Genomic DNA, 18,929 nt, shown 5'->3' on the forward strand with positions numbered 1-18,929 from the left:
CGGAAATCAATATGAGTGTGGGTGCGACTTAAAGGTAGAAGAGGCTGAGGCGGGGAAGTTTGTATTTTTCCATGAGCTGCTTGTTGCCATACTGGCGCAGAAGTTGATCGATCTGCGGGGCGGACATTTTGCCGCGATAGGGAGCGAGTTCGCGTTCGGCCTGGGTGCGGGCGGAGAGAAGTTCGTCATCGGAAGCGTTGCTCCAAAGGGCGGCGAAAAGCTTTTCTTCCATAACGGTCATGCGTCGCTCGAGGTCTTCGAGATCGGCGGGGGCGTTGCTGGAGGTGACGGATGCGGCGAGCGAGCGCAGAGTGTCGGCCTGTTCGGCGATGAGCGCTGAGACGGCGGCGCTGGGGTGTTTGGATGCGGCAAGCTGTGAGGCATTGCGCTGGAAGTAGCGCGCGACGTCGTCGTTGGGAATGGTCGTGGCGTTGGGGTCGCGAGTGGAACCGATGGCGGCTTCCTGAAGGTCTTCGACGGCGGCGAGGACTTCCTGCTGGCAGTAGGCGAGGGAGTTGATTTTGCGGGTCTTGCTGGGACGGCGGTCGTATTTGTCAAAAGCAGCGTCGATGCCGCGCAGAGCGGCTTCGAGGGGAATGCCTGCTTCCTTCCAGGTTTCCATCAGCGCCCAGTCGAGGGGCGAGCAGATGAGGATGTTGCCACGGCGGCGCTGGAAGTGTTCTTCGATTTCGGAGAAGTAGGAGAAATGTTCCACTGAGGCAATGGTAAATGAATTCGGGGGTCGTTCGCTGCGCTCACGACGACGGTAAAAGCAACACCCGGGTGGTGGTTGGTGACCTCAGGCCGCAGTGGAGAAGGAGAGGGCGCTGGGATCCTTCGCTGCGCTCAGGATGACACCTCAAAAACAACAGCAAGAGCAAAGCCAAGAGCAAGAGCAGAGCCAAGGCAACAGCAACAACAACAGCAACAGCAACAGCAAAGCCAAAGCCAAAGCGACATCAACAGCAAAAGCAAAAGAGCAAAAGCAATCTAAGAGCGATTCGGTTTTGGTTATTTGCGGCGGGTGTGGAGGTTGCGATCCCAGACGATGCGAAGGCCCATGAGGGTCAGGGTGTCATCGATGTCGGAGAGGAAGCGCGAGCCGCTGGCGATGAAAGAAGCCATGGCTCCGGTGGCAATGACTTTAGCGGGGCCGAGTTCAGCAAGAAGGCGCTCGAGGATTCCGTCAACGAGGCCGACGTAGCCGTGGAAGATTCCGGACTGGAGCGAGTGGACGGTGTTGCTGCCGATGACGTGCGGCGGCCGCTTGAGGTCGACGCGGGGGAGGCGGGCCGTGCGGGCGAAAAGCGCATCGGCCGAGATGATGATGCCTGGTGCGATGACGCCTCCGAGGTACTCGCCGCGCGGGGAAACGGCGTCGAAGGTGGTGGCGGTGCCGAAGTCGACGACAACGCAGCTCTGGCGGAAACGGTCGTAGGCGGCGATGGCGTTGACGATGCGATCGGCTCCGACCTCGGCGGGATTGTCGTAGTGCACGGGCATGCCGGTCTTGATGCCGGGCTCGATGAACAAAGGCTTCAGGCCGAAGTAGCGTTCGCACATCTGGCGCATGCGGGACTCGAGCGGAGGAACGACGGAGGCGACGGCAATGCCGTGTACGGCGCTGAGTTCGAGCGAGCGCATGGCGAAAAGCTGGCGGATGAGGACGCCGTACTCGTCAGCCGTTTGGTGATGCGAGGTCGAAATGCGCCACTGCGCACTGAGTTCGGCGGCGGCGGTGCCGTCGGGTTTGAGCGGAAACAGGCCCAACTCGGTCTCGGTGTTTCCGATGTCGATGACGAGCAGCATGGTGGCTGAAATGATAGTACATGGGCGCTAGCGCGCGGAGGTGGATTTTGCTTTGCGCTCGGAGTCGAAGGCGGCGCGTGCCCAGGGCGTGCGCTTGACGAGCAGGCCGATGAGGAATCCGGCGATGGCGGACTGGACGGCAGCGCCGAGCGCCATCATGGTCTCGAAGAAAGCCTCTGCACTGATTCCGACGCGGGTGGGGACGTCGTCGGGATAAACAAACGACGTGACGGCGGCGGCGACAGGCACGGAAAGCTTGTCCCAGCTGAAGAGCAGGTAGAGCGTGAACTGCGAGTGAGTAAGGCGAAGCGCGAAGACAAGCAGAACGGCCACGGCGAAGCCCATGATTCCGAAAACCAAAGCCCACAGCCACTCGACTTTCTGATTCACGTTGCTTCTCCCGGATGGAATGTTACTCGCCATGGCTTATGAAGGGCGAGTGTTATCTATCCCTTCATCGAACCTCGTTATCGAACTTCCTTTATCGGACCTCTTTTATCGAACACCGGCGTGCTCAAGCATGGAAGTGAAGCGCGCGTTGGCTTGCTCGACTTCGATGACGAGGGCGGGGGCGAGGATCGGCTTGAGCGGAGAGGAGCCGAGTTTGACGAGATCTTTTTCGGTGGTGAGGAAGCCGTTGGCCTCGTGCTGACGAGCGAGGCGCTGCAGGAGAGCGATGTCGAATGAGTTGTAACGATGATGGTCGCCGAAGGCGAAGGTGCCGACCGGGTAGATTCCGATGTCGGAGAGCGATTGCCAGAACTGGCCGGGCTGCGCGAGTCCGCAGAAGGCGATGGGGCGCGTAGGGGCTGGAGCGGGCAGGACGAGACGGCGGCGAATGTGCCAGATGTTCGGCCGCGCGAGCAGGGCTGCGAGGTCTTCGGGGGCGACGACTGCGTGAGCGCGAGAGAGGGATGACAGCGGCTCGCGGAGGCGTCCGAAGGGGAGAAGCTTGCCGCGCAGGTCGCTGTGCGAGAGCAGGACGATGTCGAAATCGCGATGCAGACGGCGGTGCTGGAATCCGTCGTCGAGGATGTGCAGGCGGGCCGGGCGCTTGGATGAGGCGGCAAATGCTTCGGCGGCAAGGCCAGCCTGGTAGCGATCTTCTCCGACGAAGACAGGCGCATGGAGGGAGCGGGCGAGGAGCAAAGGCTCGTCTCCATAGGTTTCAGCCGCTCCGGCGGGATCGACCTGGAGGACTCCGCGGGTTTTGCGTCCGTAGCCGCGGGAGAGGATGTCAAAAGGAATGCTCTGCGCGTTGAGCCAGCGGCCGAGCGACTGCACGAATGGCGTCTTGCCGCTGCCTCCGACGCTGAGATTGCCGACGCTGATCACAGGGAGCTTGAGGCGGTGGATGGTGGCGCGCTCGGTGTCATAGCGAGAGTTGCGCAGGCGCACTCCGAGCGAAAACAGGAACGTGAGGGGATCGGGGATCAAGCGCGCGACCTCCCGGCGAGTTGGAGGATGCGGGAGAGGCTGCGTGCGGTGGCTCCGCGCTGACGAGCAAGCACCTGAAAGGCACGCTGGCCAAGGGCTTCGCGCTCGGCGGTTTCACGCAGCAGGGCAATGAAGGTGATGCCGAGATTGTTGGGCGTGCAGCGCACGACGGCGCTCTCGGCTTCGAAGCAGGAGAGAATGTCTCGGAAATTTTCAGTATGCGGGCCGGTGAGGATGGCGCGGCAGAAAAACGCAGGCTCGAGGATGTTGTGTCCGCCACGGGGGACGAGCGAGCCTCCGACGAAGGCGATGTCGGCGTAGCGGTAGATGGCGGCGAGTTCGCCGAGGGTATCGAGCAGCAGCACGGAACCACGGAGATCCTGCTCAGGAGCATTGAAGGTGGAGCGTCGAATGTAGCGGAAGTGCTTGGCCTTCAGCAGTTGCGCAACCTGGTCGAAGCGTTCGCGATGGCGCGGGGCGAGCACAAGCGAGGCGGTGGGGTACTCGAGAAGCACCATGGTGAACGCCTGGAGAACGTAGTCCTCCTCGCCTTCTACGGTGCTGCCGGCGACGAGGATGGGAGCTCCGGAGGATCGTAACTGCTGGCCGAGTTGCGTGACGGTGGGCGACTCGACGGGTGGCGCGACATCGAACTTGAGGTTTCCCGCGACCTCAACGCGTTCGGGTGCGGCACCGATGGCGCGAAGGCGCTCGGCGTCGGCATCGCTTTGGGCGAGGAAAAGCTCAATGGGCGAAAGCACGCGGCGGAGCAGTCCGCGAAAACGGTGGTAGCGCGGGAAAGAGCGATCGCTGATGCGGGCATTGACCACGGAGACACGGGCTCCGCTGGCGGCGGCAAGGCGCAGGAAGTTGGGCCAGAACTCGGTTTCGGCAAGGATGACCAGCGAAGGACGCAGGGCGCGCAGGTAGGGTCGGATGCAGAAGGCAAAATCCAGCGGAAAGTAGAAGACGTTCGATGCACCGTACTTGTCGCGCGCGAGACGCTGGCCGGTGTGGGTGGTGGTGGAAACTACGACGCGGTAGCCGATTTCGCGCATTTGGGCGATGAGCGGGGCAATGGCGAGGGCCTCGCCGACGCTGACAGCGTGGATCCAGGCTACGGGCGCGCCGTTCGATTCGGATAGTATGCGCGATGGCACGCGGCCGAGCCGCTCCCAAAGACCGGCACGGTACTTGCCGAGGCGAAGCATTTGCACCAGCCACCAAGGCGAAGACACGAGAAGTCCGAGGGCGAGGATTGCGCTATAGAAGAAATACACGCCAGCCATTGTAGATGGCGAACGAGAGTGGATGGAACAAATCAGCGAACCGGGAACAGTCGGAAGGGCAATTTGGGAGCACGGTCGAGGCACTCTCGACCTATAATTGCGCGTCATGAAGCGAACTGCTTACCTCGCGATCCTGCTCGCCGCACTGGTTGTAGCCTCCTTCGCCGCCAAAGAATTTGTGATGCCCCGGCTGGTTCCCGCCTCGACGATGGCCAACCACGACGCGCACCCAATAGAGAAGGTGACGCTTGGGGCGGATGCCTACGACACGCAGGAGAAGCTTTCGCTGTTCCATCCCAACATGCAGGCGCACTCGGTGATGCCGGTGCTGGTGGTCTTCAGCAACGATGGCGACGAACCGGTGGTGCTGAGCAAGGCGCGGTTCCAACTGGTGACGCGCGACCGCGCCAAAGCCGAACCGTACTCGATGGACGACCTGCGCAGGGTCTTCACCGACCTGAGGCCACCGAACTCGCGAGCGCAGGACAAGCTGCCTATCCCATTGCCAGGGAAAAACAAGGCTCATGGCGGGTTGTCGCAGCAGGATCGCGACCAACTCGAGCGGGCATCGTTTGCGGCCAAGGCGGTGGAGCCTCATGGCGGGCAGCAGGGATTTCTGTTCTTCGATGTGGGCGATCTGGAAGATGCTTCGCGGGGAGCAAAGCTGTTTGTGACAGGAGTGGTGGACGCCAAGGGACATGAGCTGATGTATTTCGAGGTGCCGCTGGGGAAGCAGTAAGACTTCCACAAGTTTCGGTCGTGCAATCAGTCCCAGAGTTGGCGAAAAGAGCGCCAACTCTGGGCCACCCTCGAATCCAACTTTTCGTGACCCCACCAAAGCAGGACGAAACGCGAAACCGTTGCCGTTATAATTTTCTATATGGCAACCACGGCAAATAAATCGGCGGGCGTTTTGTCCAAGTACGAGACGGTGATTGGTCTGGAGGTGCATGTGCAGCTCCTGACCAAGACGAAGATATTCTGCGGCTGCGCCAACATCTTCGGCTCGGAACCTAATACGAACGTCTGCCCGGTGTGCCTTGGCATGCCCGGGGCGCTGCCGGTGCTCAATGAGCAGGCAGTGGAGTTTGCGGTGAAGGCTTCGCAGGCGCTGAATCTGAAGGTTAACGAGACTTCCATCTTTGCGCGCAAGAACTACTTCTATCCCGACCTGCCGAAGGGATACCAGATCAGCCAATACGACAAGCCGCTGGCCGAGCATGGATGGATTGAGGTTCCGACGGCGGATGGCGGCAAGAAGCGGATCGGCATTACGCGCCTTCATATGGAAGAGGACGCAGGCAAGTCGATGCACGAGGGCTTTGCCGATTCGGACACGAAGACTTATGTGGACCTGAACCGCACGGGGACCCCGCTGGCAGAGATTGTTTCTGAGCCGGAAATCAGCACGCCGGATGAGGCATACGAGTACCTGACGCGACTGAAGGAGATCATCCTGTACACGGGCGTGAGCGACTGCAATATGGAAGAAGGTTCGCTGCGCTGCGATGCCAATGTGTCGATTCGTCCTCGGGGACAGAAAGAGTTTGGAACGAAGGTTGAGATAAAGAACGTGAACTCGTTCCGATTTGTGCGACAAGCGCTGGAGTACGAGATCGAACGCCAGGCCGAGGTGCTGGACGAAGGCGGCAAGATCGTGCAGGAAACACGGCTCTACAACCCGGGCGAGGGCCGCACGTACACGATGCGCACGAAAGAGCGGGCGCACGATTATCGCTACTTCCCGGAGCCGGACCTGCTGCCGCTGATTGTCGATCAGGCGAAGCAGGATGCAATCCGGGCAACGCTGCCGGAGCTTCCCGAGGCGAAGCGGCAGAGGTTGATTGCCGAATATGGGCTGACGGAAGGCGATGCGGCGGTGCTGACGGCAACGCAGGCGCGGGCCGATGCCTTTGAGACCGAGGCGAAGAAGGCGAAGTCTCCAAAGAAGCTGGCAAACCTGGTGATCAGCGAACTGCAGGGACGGCTGAAGGCGGCGGGGCTGGAGTTGGAAGATTCTCCTGTGACGATGGCCGGGGCGAGGATGTCGGCCGACCTGCTGGAGGATGGCACGATCAGCTCGAAGATTCTGAAGGAACTCTACGACCACGCCTTTGAGCAGAAAGTGGACTTCCCGGTGATCTATGAGAAGGAGAAGCCGCAACAGATTACAGAAACCAGCGAGATTGAGAAGATGATCGACGACGTGCTGGCGGCGAGTCCGAAGCAGGTGGAGCAGTACAAGGCCGGAAAGACCACGCTGATCGGGTTCTTCGTGGGGCAGGTGATGAAGGCGTCAAAGGGCAAGGCAAACCCGGCAGTGCTGAACGAATTGCTGGCGAAGAAGTTGAGCTAGGTTTCAAGGTTTCACAATCAGAGTTTAGGGGAGCCGGGCGCGCCAGTGAATGCGCCCGGCTTTTTTGATGCTTAGTTCTTGAGCACCCAGTCTGCGATCTTCTCCAGCGCCACGGGCGAGATGGTTTCCTCGATCTGCGCGTACTCGGAGATGGAGCCAGTCTGGGCGGTCTGAAACAGGTGGTTGAGGCCGGGGAGTTCGATGACCTCGAAGTGCTTGTTGCCGGACTGCTCGAGCGCCTGACGGATGACGGGCAGGTTCTGCCGGGGCGGCACCTGCATGTCGAGACTGCCATTGAGGGCGAGAACCGGGCACTTCAGCTTCTGCAGGGAAGGCGCCGGATCGTAGGCGAGGAAGTAGCGGAACCACGGCGAGGTGAGGGTCGCGATTTCGGCATTGGCCTGATCGGCAGGCATGAACGCGCTCAAGGTTTCGCGCAGGCGTTTGTCGCGTCGATCAGAATCGTTTTCCTCAAGCACGATGGCGATGGTCTCGCGCTCCCGGCGGGCTTTCTCCTCGGCCTTGTCGGCTGGAACTCCGGCGGCGATGGCGATGAGCCTGGCCTGCTCGGGGATGAGTTGGCTGCCGGGAACGGAAGAGCCAGCCATCATCACGACGAAGGCAACGTTAGGATTGCGCGAGGCCACCATGGGAGCAATGGTGCCGCCTTCGCTGTGTCCGATAAGCCCAATATGGCGGGCGTCGATTTCGGTGCGGGTCTTGAGGTAGGCGATCGCGGCTTCGACATCGGTGGCGAAGTCGGCGGTGGTGGCGGCAGCGTAGTTCCCTGCCGATTTGAAGACGCCGCGATCATCGAAGCGGAGCACGGCAACGCCTTTGCGCGTGAGGTAGTCCGAGAGCACGAGGAAGGGGCGGTGGCCCAAGAGTTCTTCGTCGCGATTCTGCGGGCCTGAGCCGGTGATGAGCACGGCGGCTTTGAACGGGCCTTTCCCCGCAGGCAGGGTCAGGGTTCCTGCGAGCTTGATCGCGGCAGGCTTGTTTTCGAAGACGACCTCTTCCTCGCGATAGGGATAGGGCTTGGCGGGATTCTGAGGGCGGCGCAGAACGAGCGCGTCTTCGGTGACGCGCTTGAGAAGCAAAGGTAGCTTAGCCCCGCTTTGCGACCACGTGCCATCGATGGTGGAGGCATCACTGCTCAGCTTGCCTTCAAACTTGCCGCCGATATTCGACATATCAAAAGTGACGCTCTCGGCCTGCTGCGTGGCCGACTGTACCGGGATGCCCCTGGCTCCCTGGTCAATGCTGTCCATGGTCGCCATGATCCCGGCGGGAGACTTGGTGACATGGAAGGCGGTGCGCAGAGTATTACCCCCGAAGGATATGCTGCCAAGCCACGTGCCTTCGACGGAAGGCGCGGGCTGAGCGGAGGCCGACAGACAAAGGATGAGGATGGTTGCGAAAGTTATAAATAGGCGTTTCAATTCGTATCTCCTGAGCTGAAAACGGTGAAAACAAAGACGAGCAATCCTAGACCCTGCCCGGCTGCCGAAGGTGAATGATTGTTGCTGAATCAAGATACGTAATGCGGGCCGAATAGTTCGGCGGGAATCGGAGTGTGAGTGAAGGCGAACAGGAGGGACGGACGTTCCTGATGAATCAACAGCTAAGGTTTCAAATTCTGCTGTACGCACCAGGAACTGTGCTATCTTCTAGCTCCCTTCAACCAATGTAAGTCTCCCCCGGATTGAAGGTGCGGAGTAGTGCTGTGCGAATGCAGAAGCCGATCAGATGGCGAACTGCTGAGCAGAATATCGGGAGTTCCTTATAGCGACACGAGCACGCACCATCCGCATCTACAAGGGGTTTAGAGGGTGTGTACGGGTAACAATCGTTGGGGGTTGCTATGTTCCACTTTGTTTCCTCGATGTTTGGATGTCCTCATGACCACTGCACGTTCCCGATCACGGCGAAGAGGCCGCAGTCGGTTGCTGACGACGGCACGCCGCTGAAGAAGACCTATGTTGTGTGTCTGGATTGCGGTGAGGAATTTCCCTATGACTGGCAGCAGATGAAGCAGATGCCGAAGCAAGCCGCCTGATGCGCGAACGCGCGATCCCATAAATCCGGCCATGGCTGCCAGTGAACGGCGGTGAAAGCCGATCCCTGTGCCTGCCGACAATGGTTCCTGCAAACGACTTCCCGGCACGGAACTGCTCCTGATGCGCTCTGATAAACTTAAGGTTTCCAAGCCGAGGAAATCTCTGTCTTATGTCGCACGAACTGTCGAAGGCTTACGATCCTGCCGAAATTGAACAACGCTGGGCCGAGTACTGGGTCCGCGAAAACCTCTTCCACGCTGAAACGCCGAAGGACGCCTCGAATGTGTTCTCCATCCTGCTGCCGCCTCCGAACGTAACCGGGCGCCTGCACATGGGACACATGCTGAACCACACGGAGATGGACATTCTGGCGCGCTGGCAGCGCATGCTGGGCAAGGTTTCCATGTGGCTGCCCGGCACAGACCATGCCGGAATCGCCACCCAGATGATGGTGGAACGGCAGCTGGCGAGCGAGGGCAAGAAGCGCCAGGACATGGGTCGCGAAGCCTTCATCAAGAGGACATGGGAGTGGCGCGAGCAGTACGGCGGATACATCCTGGAGCAGATGAAGCGGCTGGGCGATTCGGTCGATTGGTCGCGCGAGTTCTTCACCATGGATGAGCACCTGTCGCGCGCGGTGCGCGAGGCCTTCGTGCGCTTCTGGGAGGAAGGGCTGATCTATCGCGGCACCTACATTGTGAACTGGTGTCCGCGGTGCATGACCGCCCTGAGCGATCTGGAAGTGGTGCACGAAGAGACGCAGGGCAAGCTGTGGGAGATCCGCTACCCGGTGGTGGATATGCCAGGCGAATACATCGTCGTGGCAACCACGCGTCCGGAAACGATGCTGGGCGATACGGCGGTGGCGGTGAATCCGCGCGACGAGCGCTACACGCACCTGCATGGACGCAAGGTGCGGCTGCCGCTGGTGGGACGCGAGATTCCGATTATCCTCGACGAACTGGCGCAGCCGGAGTTTGGCACCGGCGCGGTGAAGGTCACTCCGGCGCACGATCCGAATGACTTCGAGGCCGGAAAGCGGCATGGGCTCGAAGAGCTGGTCATTATGGACGAGACGGCGCACATGAATTCCAATGCCGGGGCAAGCTACCAGGGACTCGATCGCTACGCAGCACGCGAAAAAGTCGTTGCCGATCTCGAAGCAGAAGGCGCGCTGGTGGGCACGAAGGATTACGTGGTGGCGCTGGGCAAGTGCGACCGCTGCAAGACCGTGGTGGAGCCGCGCATTTCGACGCAGTGGTTCCTGGCGGTGAACAAGGAAACAAAGGACGGACGGCCTTCGCTGGCACGGGTGGCGCAGGATGTGGTGAACGATGGCCGCATCAAGTTCACTCCCGAGAACTACAAGGCGATTTACCTGCAATGGATGGAGAACATCCACGACTGGTGCATCTCGCGCCAGCTCTGGTGGGGACATCGCATTCCGGCATGGCACTGCGCAGACTGCAAGGAAATCACGGTGGAGCGCGGCACTCCGACGAAGTGCGCTCACTGCGGAAGCACGAAGATTGAGCAGGACACGGACGTGCTGGATACGTGGTTCAGCTCGGGGCTGCTGCCGTTTTCGGCGCTCGGGTGGCCGGAAAAGACGGCGGACCTCGACGCGTTCTATCCGACCTCGACGCTGGTGACGGGCTTCGACATTCTGTTCTTCTGGGTGGCGCGCATGATCATGCTGGGATGCCACTTCATGGACGAGCAGAAGACGGACAAGCGCGATATTGTGCCGTTCCGCGAGGTGTACATTCACGCGCTGGTGCGCGATGCCGAACGCCAGAAGATGTCGAAGACCAAGGGAAACGTCGTCGATCCGATTGGCGTGATCGAGAAGTTTGGCACGGACGCAGCACGCTTTACGTTGGCGGCAATGGCCGCTCCGGGAACGGATATCGCGTTCAGCGAGAGCCGCACGGAAAGCTATCGGGCATTTGCCAACAAGATCTGGAACGCGGCGCGATTCCTCTTTATGAATGTGGATCGGGCAGCGGAAAAGGGCGTGTGGTCGCTAGGAGAGTTCGCTGCACACTCGCACTTGAATACCTCGGTGGGGTTGGACGGCTTTAGGGCGGCAACACTCGAAGACCGCTGGATACTATCGCGGTTTAATCGCGTGGCTGGCGAAGTGTCGGCGGCGTTACGCGAATACCGTTTCCACGAGGCGGCGCACGTGGTCTATCACTTTTTCTGGGGCGAGTACTGCGACTGGTATGTCGAGTTGCTGAAGCCTCGGTTGCTGTCGGAAGACAGTGAGGTGGCGCGTGCAGCCTTTGCCAACATGGTGCAGGTGTTTGAAGGCGCGCTGCGGTTGCTGGCACCTTTCATGCCGTTCATCACCGAAGAGATCTGGCAGGCGGTTTATGACGGCAAGGCTCCGCTGAAGTCGATTGCGCTGGCTGCCTATCCACAAACCGACGCAGCGCAGCTAGACGTGGACGCCGAGCGGGATATGGCGATCCTGCAGGATCTGATTGTTTCGGTGCGGAATATCAGGGCCGAGCTGAAGGTAGCGCAGAAAGAGAAGCTGCCCATTGAGGTGTTCCCGCAGGACGGTGTGCGCGCGGTGATCGCCTCGAACACAGGGGCAATTGAGCAGTTGGCGAATGTCTCGGCACTGGAGTACGTGGATCACTCGCTGGCCAAGGAGTCGAACTCGCGAGCGACGGCGCGGTTTGAGGTTCGCCTGGTGTACGAGCAGAAGATCGATGTCGAGGCCGAGAAGGCGCGCGTGATGAAAGAGCTGGAAAAGATGAACGCCGAGTACACGCGCAACACGGGGCAGTTGCAGAACGAGAGCTTCCTGTCGAAGGCTCCGGCGAAGGTGGTCGAGGGCTTGAAGACCCGGCGGGTGCAGCTGGAATCTCTGATTGAAAAGGCGAAACTGCGCCTGGCAGACCTGGACGGTAAGAGGAATTGAACATGAACTGGAACAGCCGCCGGATTACGGCGATATTGTCGAACGCGCTGTTGGAAGATCAGGCGATTCACGACGCAACGACGCTGGCGACCATCGACCCGCAGCAGATGGCGATGGCGACGATCCTGGCGAAGGAGGATTGCGTGCTGGCGGGAATCGCCGGAGTACAACGCATCTTCGAGGTTTTTGCCGAGCTGGAAGGCACGGCGCATGCGTATCCCGAGGTCAGCATTCCGCAGGAGATTTTTGATGGCGTGAACCTGCACAAGGGCGAGGCGGTGGCTACTATCCGCCACAACGCGCGCGTGCTGCTGAGCTGCGAACGGCTGATTCTGAACCTGCTCCAGCACCTGAGCGGAATTGCGACGATCGCGCACAAGTATGCGAAGGCCGTGGAGGGAACGGGGGCGAAGATCCTGGACACGAGGAAGACGGTTCCGGGGCTGCGGCAGCTGGAAAAATACGCTGTGCGCTGCGGCGGCTGCCATAACCATCGGCTGGATCTCTCGGACGGAATCCTGATCAAGAACAACCACATCGACCTGGGCGGCGGAGTGAAAGTAGCCATCGAGCGCGCGCTGGCAAATCGCAAGGGCGAGCAGCCGATCGAGGTGGAGGTGCGCGACATGCGCGAGCTGGAACAGGCTCTGAAATACGGCGCGGAATCGCTGCTGCTGGACAATATGACTCCGGCGCAGACGCGGGAGGCGGTGGCGAGGGTCCGCAGGGAGTTCCCGGCCATGAGCATCGAGTCCTCGGGCGGCATTACGCTGGAGAACGTGCGGCAGTATGCAGAAGCTGGAGTGGACTACATCTCGATTGGCGCGCTGACGCACTCGGCACGGGCGGTGGACCTGAGCATGAGAATTCAGCCGTAGTATGCAGTGCTGCGCAGGTTAGTGCCAGAGAACGGCGCGAACCTGGGGCACCCGAAACTGAGATCAGAAATGAAGAAAGGGCACGGAGTGAATCCGTGCCCTTATTTTTTTGCCCGTACGGCTGCTAGTCGTGACGCGAGAGTTCGCGCACGATGGCGGCGATGAGCAAGGGCTTGAATTTCTCAAATACCCGCTCGACGGCCTGATGGACGCGCTCGGCTTCGCTGACTGCGGGTTCGGGGTGCAGCGCGGCCAGCATGGCTGCCTCGTCCGGAGTGGGAGCGTCCTGCGGGACGGCCAAGGTCTCGGGGACGGTTTGTGGCTCGGCGAACGCTTCGGTTGCGTATGCTGGTTCCTCAGTGACGGGCGCGAGCGTGGCGTGAATCTCGGCAGACTCGGGAACCTTCATGCTCAGAATTTCCGTCTCGTAGCTCTCGGGTGCGGTTTGGTGCAACTCAAGAGCTTCCAACTGCTGGAGCGATTGCACGGCCTCGGGTGGGAATGCCGGTTCCTCGGCGGCAAACGGCTCAGTGGTAAAGCCGGCTGCGGGCTCGGCGATCTCGTCCACGGGCAGCGCAGACAGGGGGATCTCCTGCTCAGTAGAGGCGACGGCGCTCAGCGGGATGGCAGTGGGCGCCTCGGGTCCGGGAGCGATGACCTCTGCAGGAGCTTCGTGTTCAATGGCTTCGAATTCGGAAGTTTCGAGTTCGGTAGCGTCGAGCACAGCGGGCTGTTCGGAGATGATTGCGGCGACCTGCTCGTCATCAAGCTCGGGCTCGTGAAGGGCAACCGGCGCTGCGAGCTCGATCTCTGCGGCAGCGGCTGGAACGTCTGTGGATTCAAGCTGCGCGACTACGGGCGGCGCGGCTGGTTCGGGCCAAGGCTCGGCGAAGGGCGACCGGGCGGCGGAAGAGGTGATCTCCTCGACGATGACGGGCTCGCCGTTAGTGGGCAGGCTCCAATCAATGGGATGCTCCGAGGGAGCAGCCTCGACAGGCGTGGGCGGAACCGGGGCGGAAAAGCCCTCATCGAGAAGCGGGTCCTGCTGGTAAATAGCATCGTCGGCTGCCGCAGGCGAAAACGTCTCGAGCGCGGCATCCGAGGAGTCGGCAGACGTCGGCTGGAGGTTCTGCAATTCGATTCCCGCCGCTTCCATTGGAGTGGGTTCGAGCGACGCCAGTTCGGCTGCTTGAATATCGAGGGCCGCGAACTCGCTGGCAGAGGTTTCGACCGGGGCGAATGCAATCTGGTCGAGGTCGGCGGGCGGCTCAGCAAACGGAACAGGTTCGCCGGGAAAATCCTCCATGGGGAGCAGTTCTTCGGAGTTGAAGAGCTCCTCGAAGGCATCGCGGCGTGCCACTTGATCTTGGGTAAGCTGCTCTTCCTGTTGCTCCTGCACGGGCTCGGGCGCGATTGCAAAATTTTCGAGACTGACCTCGGGCTGCTCGCCGAAAGCTGTGGCGGAGTCGAACGGGACGGGCTGCGACGGGACAGGTTCCGACGACAGCTCAAGCAGCGGGTCGATGGTCTGCTCCTCCGGCTGTTGGTCGGCTATGGCTATGGAAGCGGGCTCGTCAATGGCGATCGCAGCGGAGGACTCGACCGCAAACTGCGGGGCGGCGACATCCATTACGGGCGCGGAGGCGAACCCGGTATCGAACGAGTGAACGTCAACGGCGGACGAGGAAGCTGCGGCTGCGCTGGCAAAGGCCGGCTCCTCTTCCGCGATATCAAATCCGGCGAAAGCCGACGCGACCTTGCTGCCAGAGGACGGGGCGGAGGCGAAGAACTCTCCGGCGGAGGCCTGGAATGGAGTGTGTGCGGAGTCGGGATCGAACATCAGGCTTGCGGGGCCGGTAGGTTCTTCGTGGAGAGCAGGTTGGGCGAAGCCTTCCTCAGGAAAGTCTGGCTCGGGCAGCGGTTCAGGCTCGGCGGCAACGGGCTCAGGCTCGGGAGCAAGATCGCTGGGAGTGCCGATTAAGCTGCGCACGGCGCTGATCAATTCGGCGGCGGCGAAGGGCTTCACGATGATGGCATTGGAATGCACATGCTCGCCGTCCTCCGGGCGATAAGGCTCGAGCTTGCCTACGGTTAGCACGACGGGCAGCGACGAGGTCGCGGGGTTGGACCGCAGTTTTTCGCAGATTTCCAGGCCGGTGTAGCCGGGCATGAAGATGTCGAGAATCGCCATGTCGGGCTTCATCTCGCCGATTTTGCGCAGCGCTTCGAGACCGTTGCTTACCGTAAGTACGCTGTATCCGGCATCAACGAGGATTTTTTTGCCCATGTTCTGGGCGGGTACGCTGTCATCAGCAAGGAGAATATTGAGCGGCACGGCGCGTTCCTGACACTTCTGGATTCTGAGTAGAACTAGAAAGTCACGTTAGCGCGTTCGCCGGGCAAGGTCAATGAAAGCGAACCATCAGCCCAATCAAAGGGACGAAGAAGGCCCGCACGATGGTAACTTCGCGCGGGCCTGATTTTGACTCCCTGAACTTCGGAGTAAAGCACTGTGGTCGGGTAACACGGCGCAAGTGCGCTGCTGCCGACCGCCGGTGACTGGCTAGAACGGAATCGGAATCTTCAGGTGACGCTTCTTCTTTTGCTTGCGGCTGGAGGAAGCGTCTTCCTGCTTCGCCGTGGTGGCGGTCGAAGAAGTATTGGCCGCATTCTGATCGGCGGAGGCCGAAGAACTGGCGCTACTCGAAGTCGCCGACTTGCTCTCATCAAGCTGCTGAGGGGCCTCGGCCGGAACATCGCTCGGGTTCACGGCGGCCTGAGTGGTGGAACGCGGCACAGGCTGATTTTCCGGCAGCTTGCCGTTGGCATTCACCGGCTCGATGGCGACCTTGCCAGTGCCGTTCTTGGACTCGTACTCGGTCTTGACGACATCGTTGATCTCGCGAGCCAGACGCGGCGCATCGGTTTCCTTGGGATCGACCAATGTTGGGTCGCCGACGTGAACCGCAGCCGTGAGATCAGGCCGCTTGCTCATGTTATTGAGGAAGCGCTGGTAGCGGGTGGTCGCCTGACGGCTCGCCAACTCCTTCTTGTTCTGTTCGATGGCTTCGGGCGCCGGATTCGGAATGGGACGATCGATGGCGGCCAGACGCTTGCGAGCATCTTGATAACGCGGCATGGCCGGGTAGCGGGTCACGATCTTGCTGTAGGCCTGGGCAGCGTTGTCGTAATAGCCCTTGAGCAGCTTCTGCTTGAGTGCTTCGGGGGCGTTGACCTCGCGGGTGCGGTCAGCCTGCTGTTCATAAGACTGGCCAAGGATGTAGAGTGCTTCGTCGGACCGGCTGTACAGGGGATAGGTATCGGTCAGCGTGCGGGCACGGGCGACGGCAGCGAGAATCGATCCGCGCATGTAGTAGAAGCGGGCGATGCGGAACTCGCGCTCGGCAAGAACTTCCTGCACCTCAAGCAGACGCTGGCGGGCGGTGTCAGCCAGTTTGCTGTCGGGATACTGCAACAACATCTGGCGGTACTCGTCCTCGGCACGGCGGGCGTGGGCGTAGTCGCGATCCGGCTTCTCCATCTGGCGGTAGTGGATGTCGGCAATCTTCAACTGCGCTTCGGCGGCTTCCGGCATGTTGGGGAAGAAGGTGATGAAGTCGCGGAACTCGGTTTCAGCCTGGGCCAGCGCAGCGGTGGTGCCTTCCTGATACCAGCTCTCGCCGACGGCCAGTTTGGCGCGGGCGACGAATTCGGAGTCAGGGTAGGTATTGATGAGGGTCTGCAGCGTCATGCGCGCTACGTCGTACTTGCGCTGCTTCATCGCCTCCATCGAGCGGTCGAAGAGCACCTTGTCCGGCTGCTTGGAATTGATGTGAGCCAGCGGATTGGCGGCCTTCTTGTTCGTGCAGGCCACACCGGCAAGTAGGCTTGCGGCCAGCAACAGGGACGTGAGTACGCGACGAAACATGACACCTCGGTAGAAACTCATGAGCAGTTAAGCCCTTTGCAATGTGGCCGAACGCGCGGCCTGCAAAAGCTGTTGAACATTGTTGCCGGAATCGCCCCGGCCAAACACGGCATTGCCAGCAACCATGATTTCGGCACCGGCTTGCACCACAGTAGATATGGTATCAAGAGTGATGCCGCCATCCACCTCAATACGGAAGCCAAGAGAACGCTGGGCACGCAATTCCGCAAGATGGCGAATCTTACGAACGGTGCGGGGAATGAACTTTTGCCCGCCAAAGCCCGGATTGACCGACATTACGAGCACATAATCAACGATATCCAGAATGTCTGTAAGCGTGGCGACGGGCGTGGCAGGGTTAATCACGACCCCGGCGAGAGCTCCGCGCTGGCGAATGTGCTCGATGACGCGATCCAGATGCACGCAGGCCTCCTGATGGACGCTGATCCACGAGGCTCCAGCATCGACAAAGGCCGGGATGTACTGGTCGGGGTTCTCGATCATCAAGTGGACGTCGAGGGGAGCCTCGGTGTGCTTACGCAGGGCAGCGACGACGGGCGGCCCGATGGTGATGTTGGGCACGAAATGACCATCCATCACATCGACATGCAGCACGGTAGCCCCGGCGTCGAGCACGGGCTTGACCTCTTCGGCCAAACGGGCAAAATCAGCCGACAAAATGGAAGGCGCAATCTCGATCAAGTGGCTCTCTCTCTGGATTAGCTGCGGGAAATTCTAGCACGGGGGAGGGGTAATTGAAGGTTTCGCGAGTTAGGCGAGGTTTCGGAGGTTTCAAGGTTTCAAGGTTTCCAGGGGCTGCGGCGTTGAGACGTTATGGGGTTACTTGCGAAACTTTGAAACGTCGCGAAACCTGCCGCCGCGCTCTTTGAAACCTGCGGAACCTTGAAACCTCCGCCTCTGTTACCCTTCTCTCATGATCCTGGTGGAAGCCTCGCATCTGACAAAAACCTATGAATCGGCTGACGCTTTTGGCAGGAGAGCGGGCGCGGGGATGCGCGCGGTGGACGATGTTTCGCTCACGATCGAGCAGGGCGAAACTCTCGGACTGGTGGGCGAGTCGGGCTGCGGCAAGAGCACGCTGGGACGGATGCTGCTGAGGCTGATTGAGCCCTCGGGCGGCAAGGTGGTCTTTGATGGCAAGGAGATCACAGCTTTGGGAAAGCGTGAGTTGCGCGAAGCAAGACGCGATATGCAGATCATCTTCCAGGACCCCTTCGGGTCGCTCGACCCGCGGCTGACGGTGGAAGAGATTGTGACCGAGCCGATTGCGATTCATGACAATCCGGGGAAGGCCATGCTGCGCCAGCACGCCGCCGAACTGATGCGCGCCGTGGGGCTGGAGGCAAGCGCACTGCCGCGGTATCCGCACGAGTTCAGCGGAGGGCAACGCCAGCGCATCGGGATTGCACGCGCACTAGCATTACGCCCTAGATTCATCGTGGCCGACGAGGCGGTGAGCGCGCTGGATGTGAGTGTGGCGGCGCAGATTGTTAATCTGCTCAAGCAGTTACAGAAGGATTTTGGGCTGACCTACCTGTTTATCTCGCACTCGATGCCAGTGGTGCGGTATCTCTCGACGCGCATCGCGGTGATGCGGCGCGGGCAGATCGTGGAAATCGGCCCGGCAGAGGAAATCACCAGCGCACCGAAGCACGAATACACGCAGCAGTTGCTGAGCGCGGTGGCGGAATAGCGGACTAATCTCCGATGCCGACCGCTCGTTCGCGTGGCAGTTGCACTGCGGCTTTGGCGCGGAATCCCCACAAGAGCATGAAGCAGGCAGCAACGATCGCCAGGCCTACGATCATGAAGCCGAGTTGCACGAAGCTCTCCTGCCAGGGCGCGCCCCGATGCCCGGCTCCTGTGATGGGCGAGAGCGCGGCGGTACCGAAGACGGCTGCGAGCGTCGTGACGAGCCAGTTGGCGTAGGTGCCAAAAAGCACTGTCCAGTACGTGATGCTGCACATGCGATCTGTGAGACGGATGCCGCCCCAGGCGGCGCCCACGGAGAGCAGGAAGGTGCCGTTCATGACGCCTTCGAGGTGGGCGGCAAGGCCCATGCGCATGTTGGCAAAACTTGTCTCGGCAAAGCCGGTGAACAGGCCTAGCAGAAACAGAAATATGCCGTGCCACATCAGGCGACGATTCATTCCATTCATGAGGAACCTCCCGCAACTTTGAGGCGGTGCAGTGCTGCTGCCGCTCGATGACACAGA

At 60.6% G+C, this 18,929-nt stretch carries 16 protein-coding genes; 6 read left to right on the forward strand and 10 right to left on the reverse strand.

Going from position 1 to position 18,929, the window contains the following annotated elements:
• Positions 1-28 precede the first annotated feature (28 nt).
• From AC6IY8_RS15155 to AC6IY8_RS15175, 5 genes are all read right to left on the reverse strand, one after another.
• Positions 29-715, reverse strand: a complete 687-nt coding sequence (locus AC6IY8_RS15155) for a hypothetical protein (RefSeq protein WP_497775359.1) — start codon at positions 713-715, stop codon at positions 29-31.
• Between the two features lie 296 nt (positions 716-1,011).
• Positions 1,012-1,809 carry a type III pantothenate kinase gene (locus AC6IY8_RS15160; RefSeq protein ID WP_497775360.1) on the reverse strand — a complete coding sequence of 266 codons (798 nt, stop codon included), beginning with the start codon at positions 1,807-1,809 and terminating at the stop codon, positions 1,012-1,014.
• Positions 1,810-1,836: 27 nt separating this feature from the next.
• Positions 1,837-2,199, reverse strand: a complete 363-nt coding sequence (locus AC6IY8_RS15165) for a hypothetical protein (RefSeq protein WP_497775361.1) — start codon at positions 2,197-2,199, stop codon at positions 1,837-1,839.
• A 105-nt stretch (positions 2,200-2,304) separates the two neighbouring features.
• Positions 2,305-3,246: a tetraacyldisaccharide 4'-kinase gene (gene lpxK / locus AC6IY8_RS15170; protein ID WP_497775362.1), complete on the reverse strand. Its 942-nt coding sequence runs from the start codon at positions 3,244-3,246 to the stop codon at positions 2,305-2,307.
• On the reverse strand, positions 3,243-4,535 hold the full coding sequence (locus tag AC6IY8_RS15175; protein WP_497775363.1) for a 3-deoxy-D-manno-octulosonic acid transferase: 1,293 nt from the start codon (positions 4,533-4,535) through the stop codon (positions 3,243-3,245). The genes lpxK and AC6IY8_RS15175 overlap by 4 nt, the downstream gene beginning before the upstream one ends.
• 106 nt (positions 4,536-4,641) lie before the next feature.
• Here AC6IY8_RS15175 and AC6IY8_RS15180 point away from each other — a divergent pair, with 106 nt between their 5' ends.
• Positions 4,642-5,274: a hypothetical protein gene (locus tag AC6IY8_RS15180; protein ID WP_497775364.1), complete on the forward strand. Its 633-nt coding sequence runs from the start codon at positions 4,642-4,644 to the stop codon at positions 5,272-5,274.
• 141 nt (positions 5,275-5,415) lie between these two features.
• Positions 5,416-6,891, forward strand: coding sequence for an Asp-tRNA(Asn)/Glu-tRNA(Gln) amidotransferase subunit GatB (gene gatB, locus AC6IY8_RS15185; protein WP_497775365.1), 1,476 nt, complete (start codon positions 5,416-5,418; stop codon positions 6,889-6,891).
• A gap of 71 nt (positions 6,892-6,962) precedes the next feature.
• Here the strand turns inward: gatB and AC6IY8_RS15190 are convergent, their stop codons facing one another.
• Positions 6,963-8,333: an alpha/beta hydrolase family protein gene (locus tag AC6IY8_RS15190; protein WP_497775366.1), complete on the reverse strand. Its 1,371-nt coding sequence runs from the start codon at positions 8,331-8,333 to the stop codon at positions 6,963-6,965.
• A gap of 422 nt (positions 8,334-8,755) precedes the next feature.
• On the opposite strand from AC6IY8_RS15190, the gene AC6IY8_RS15195 reads away from it, so the two are divergent.
• From AC6IY8_RS15195 to nadC, 3 genes are all read left to right on the forward strand, one after another.
• Positions 8,756-8,950, forward strand: coding sequence for a hypothetical protein (locus AC6IY8_RS15195; protein WP_497775367.1), 195 nt, complete (start codon positions 8,756-8,758; stop codon positions 8,948-8,950).
• 170 nt (positions 8,951-9,120) lie between these two features.
• Entirely contained in the window at positions 9,121-11,886 is a 2,766-nt protein-coding gene (locus AC6IY8_RS15200; protein ID WP_497775368.1) for a valine--tRNA ligase, read from the forward strand.
• Between the two features lie 2 nt (positions 11,887-11,888).
• Positions 11,889-12,764, forward strand: coding sequence for a carboxylating nicotinate-nucleotide diphosphorylase (gene nadC, locus AC6IY8_RS15205; RefSeq protein WP_497775369.1), 876 nt, complete (start codon positions 11,889-11,891; stop codon positions 12,762-12,764).
• Positions 12,765-12,888: 124 nt separating this feature from the next.
• On the opposite strand, the gene AC6IY8_RS15210 is transcribed toward nadC, so the two are convergent.
• From AC6IY8_RS15210 to rpe, 3 genes are all read right to left on the reverse strand, one after another.
• Positions 12,889-15,099: a response regulator gene (locus tag AC6IY8_RS15210; protein WP_497775370.1), complete on the reverse strand. Its 2,211-nt coding sequence runs from the start codon at positions 15,097-15,099 to the stop codon at positions 12,889-12,891.
• A 228-nt stretch (positions 15,100-15,327) separates the two neighbouring features.
• Positions 15,328-16,692: an outer membrane protein assembly factor BamD gene (bamD, locus tag AC6IY8_RS15215; RefSeq protein WP_497775371.1), complete on the reverse strand. Its 1,365-nt coding sequence runs from the start codon at positions 16,690-16,692 to the stop codon at positions 15,328-15,330.
• Positions 16,693-16,719: 27 nt separating this feature from the next.
• Positions 16,720-17,394 carry a ribulose-phosphate 3-epimerase gene (gene rpe / locus AC6IY8_RS15220; protein WP_497775372.1) on the reverse strand — a complete coding sequence of 225 codons (675 nt, stop codon included), beginning with the start codon at positions 17,392-17,394 and terminating at the stop codon, positions 16,720-16,722.
• A 232-nt stretch (positions 17,395-17,626) separates the two neighbouring features.
• Between rpe and AC6IY8_RS15225 the strand changes: the two genes are divergently transcribed.
• Positions 17,627-18,406, forward strand: coding sequence for an ABC transporter ATP-binding protein (locus tag AC6IY8_RS15225; protein ID WP_497775373.1), 780 nt, complete (start codon positions 17,627-17,629; stop codon positions 18,404-18,406).
• A gap of 4 nt (positions 18,407-18,410) precedes the next feature.
• Here the strand turns inward: AC6IY8_RS15225 and AC6IY8_RS15230 are convergent, their stop codons facing one another.
• On the reverse strand, positions 18,411-18,872 hold the full coding sequence (locus AC6IY8_RS15230) for a styrene oxide isomerase (RefSeq protein WP_497775374.1): 462 nt from the start codon (positions 18,870-18,872) through the stop codon (positions 18,411-18,413).
• Positions 18,873-18,929: the final 57 nt, after the last annotated feature.

It is taken from the genome of Koromonas soli (assembly GCF_059726265.1).

Coding starts and splice junctions, on each gene's coding strand:
- gatB (WP_497775365.1), top strand. CDS start 5,416: ATGGCAACCACGGCAAATAAATCGGCGGGCGTTTTGTCCAAGTACGAG.
- AC6IY8_RS15175 (WP_497775363.1), bottom strand. CDS start 4,535: ATGGCTGGCGTGTATTTCTTCTATAGCGCAATCCTCGCCCTCGGACTT.
- AC6IY8_RS15160 (WP_497775360.1), bottom strand. CDS start 1,809: ATGCTGCTCGTCATCGACATCGGAAACACCGAGACCGAGTTGGGCCTG.
- AC6IY8_RS15180 (WP_497775364.1), top strand. CDS start 4,642: ATGAAGCGAACTGCTTACCTCGCGATCCTGCTCGCCGCACTGGTTGTA.
- AC6IY8_RS15225 (WP_497775373.1), top strand. CDS start 17,627: ATGATCCTGGTGGAAGCCTCGCATCTGACAAAAACCTATGAATCGGCT.
- nadC (WP_497775369.1), top strand. CDS start 11,889: ATGAACTGGAACAGCCGCCGGATTACGGCGATATTGTCGAACGCGCTG.
- bamD (WP_497775371.1), bottom strand. CDS start 16,692: ATGTTTCGTCGCGTACTCACGTCCCTGTTGCTGGCCGCAAGCCTACTT.
- AC6IY8_RS15195 (WP_497775367.1), top strand. CDS start 8,756: ATGTTCCACTTTGTTTCCTCGATGTTTGGATGTCCTCATGACCACTGC.
- AC6IY8_RS15200 (WP_497775368.1), top strand. CDS start 9,121: ATGTCGCACGAACTGTCGAAGGCTTACGATCCTGCCGAAATTGAACAA.
- AC6IY8_RS15230 (WP_497775374.1), bottom strand. CDS start 18,872: ATGAATGGAATGAATCGTCGCCTGATGTGGCACGGCATATTTCTGTTT.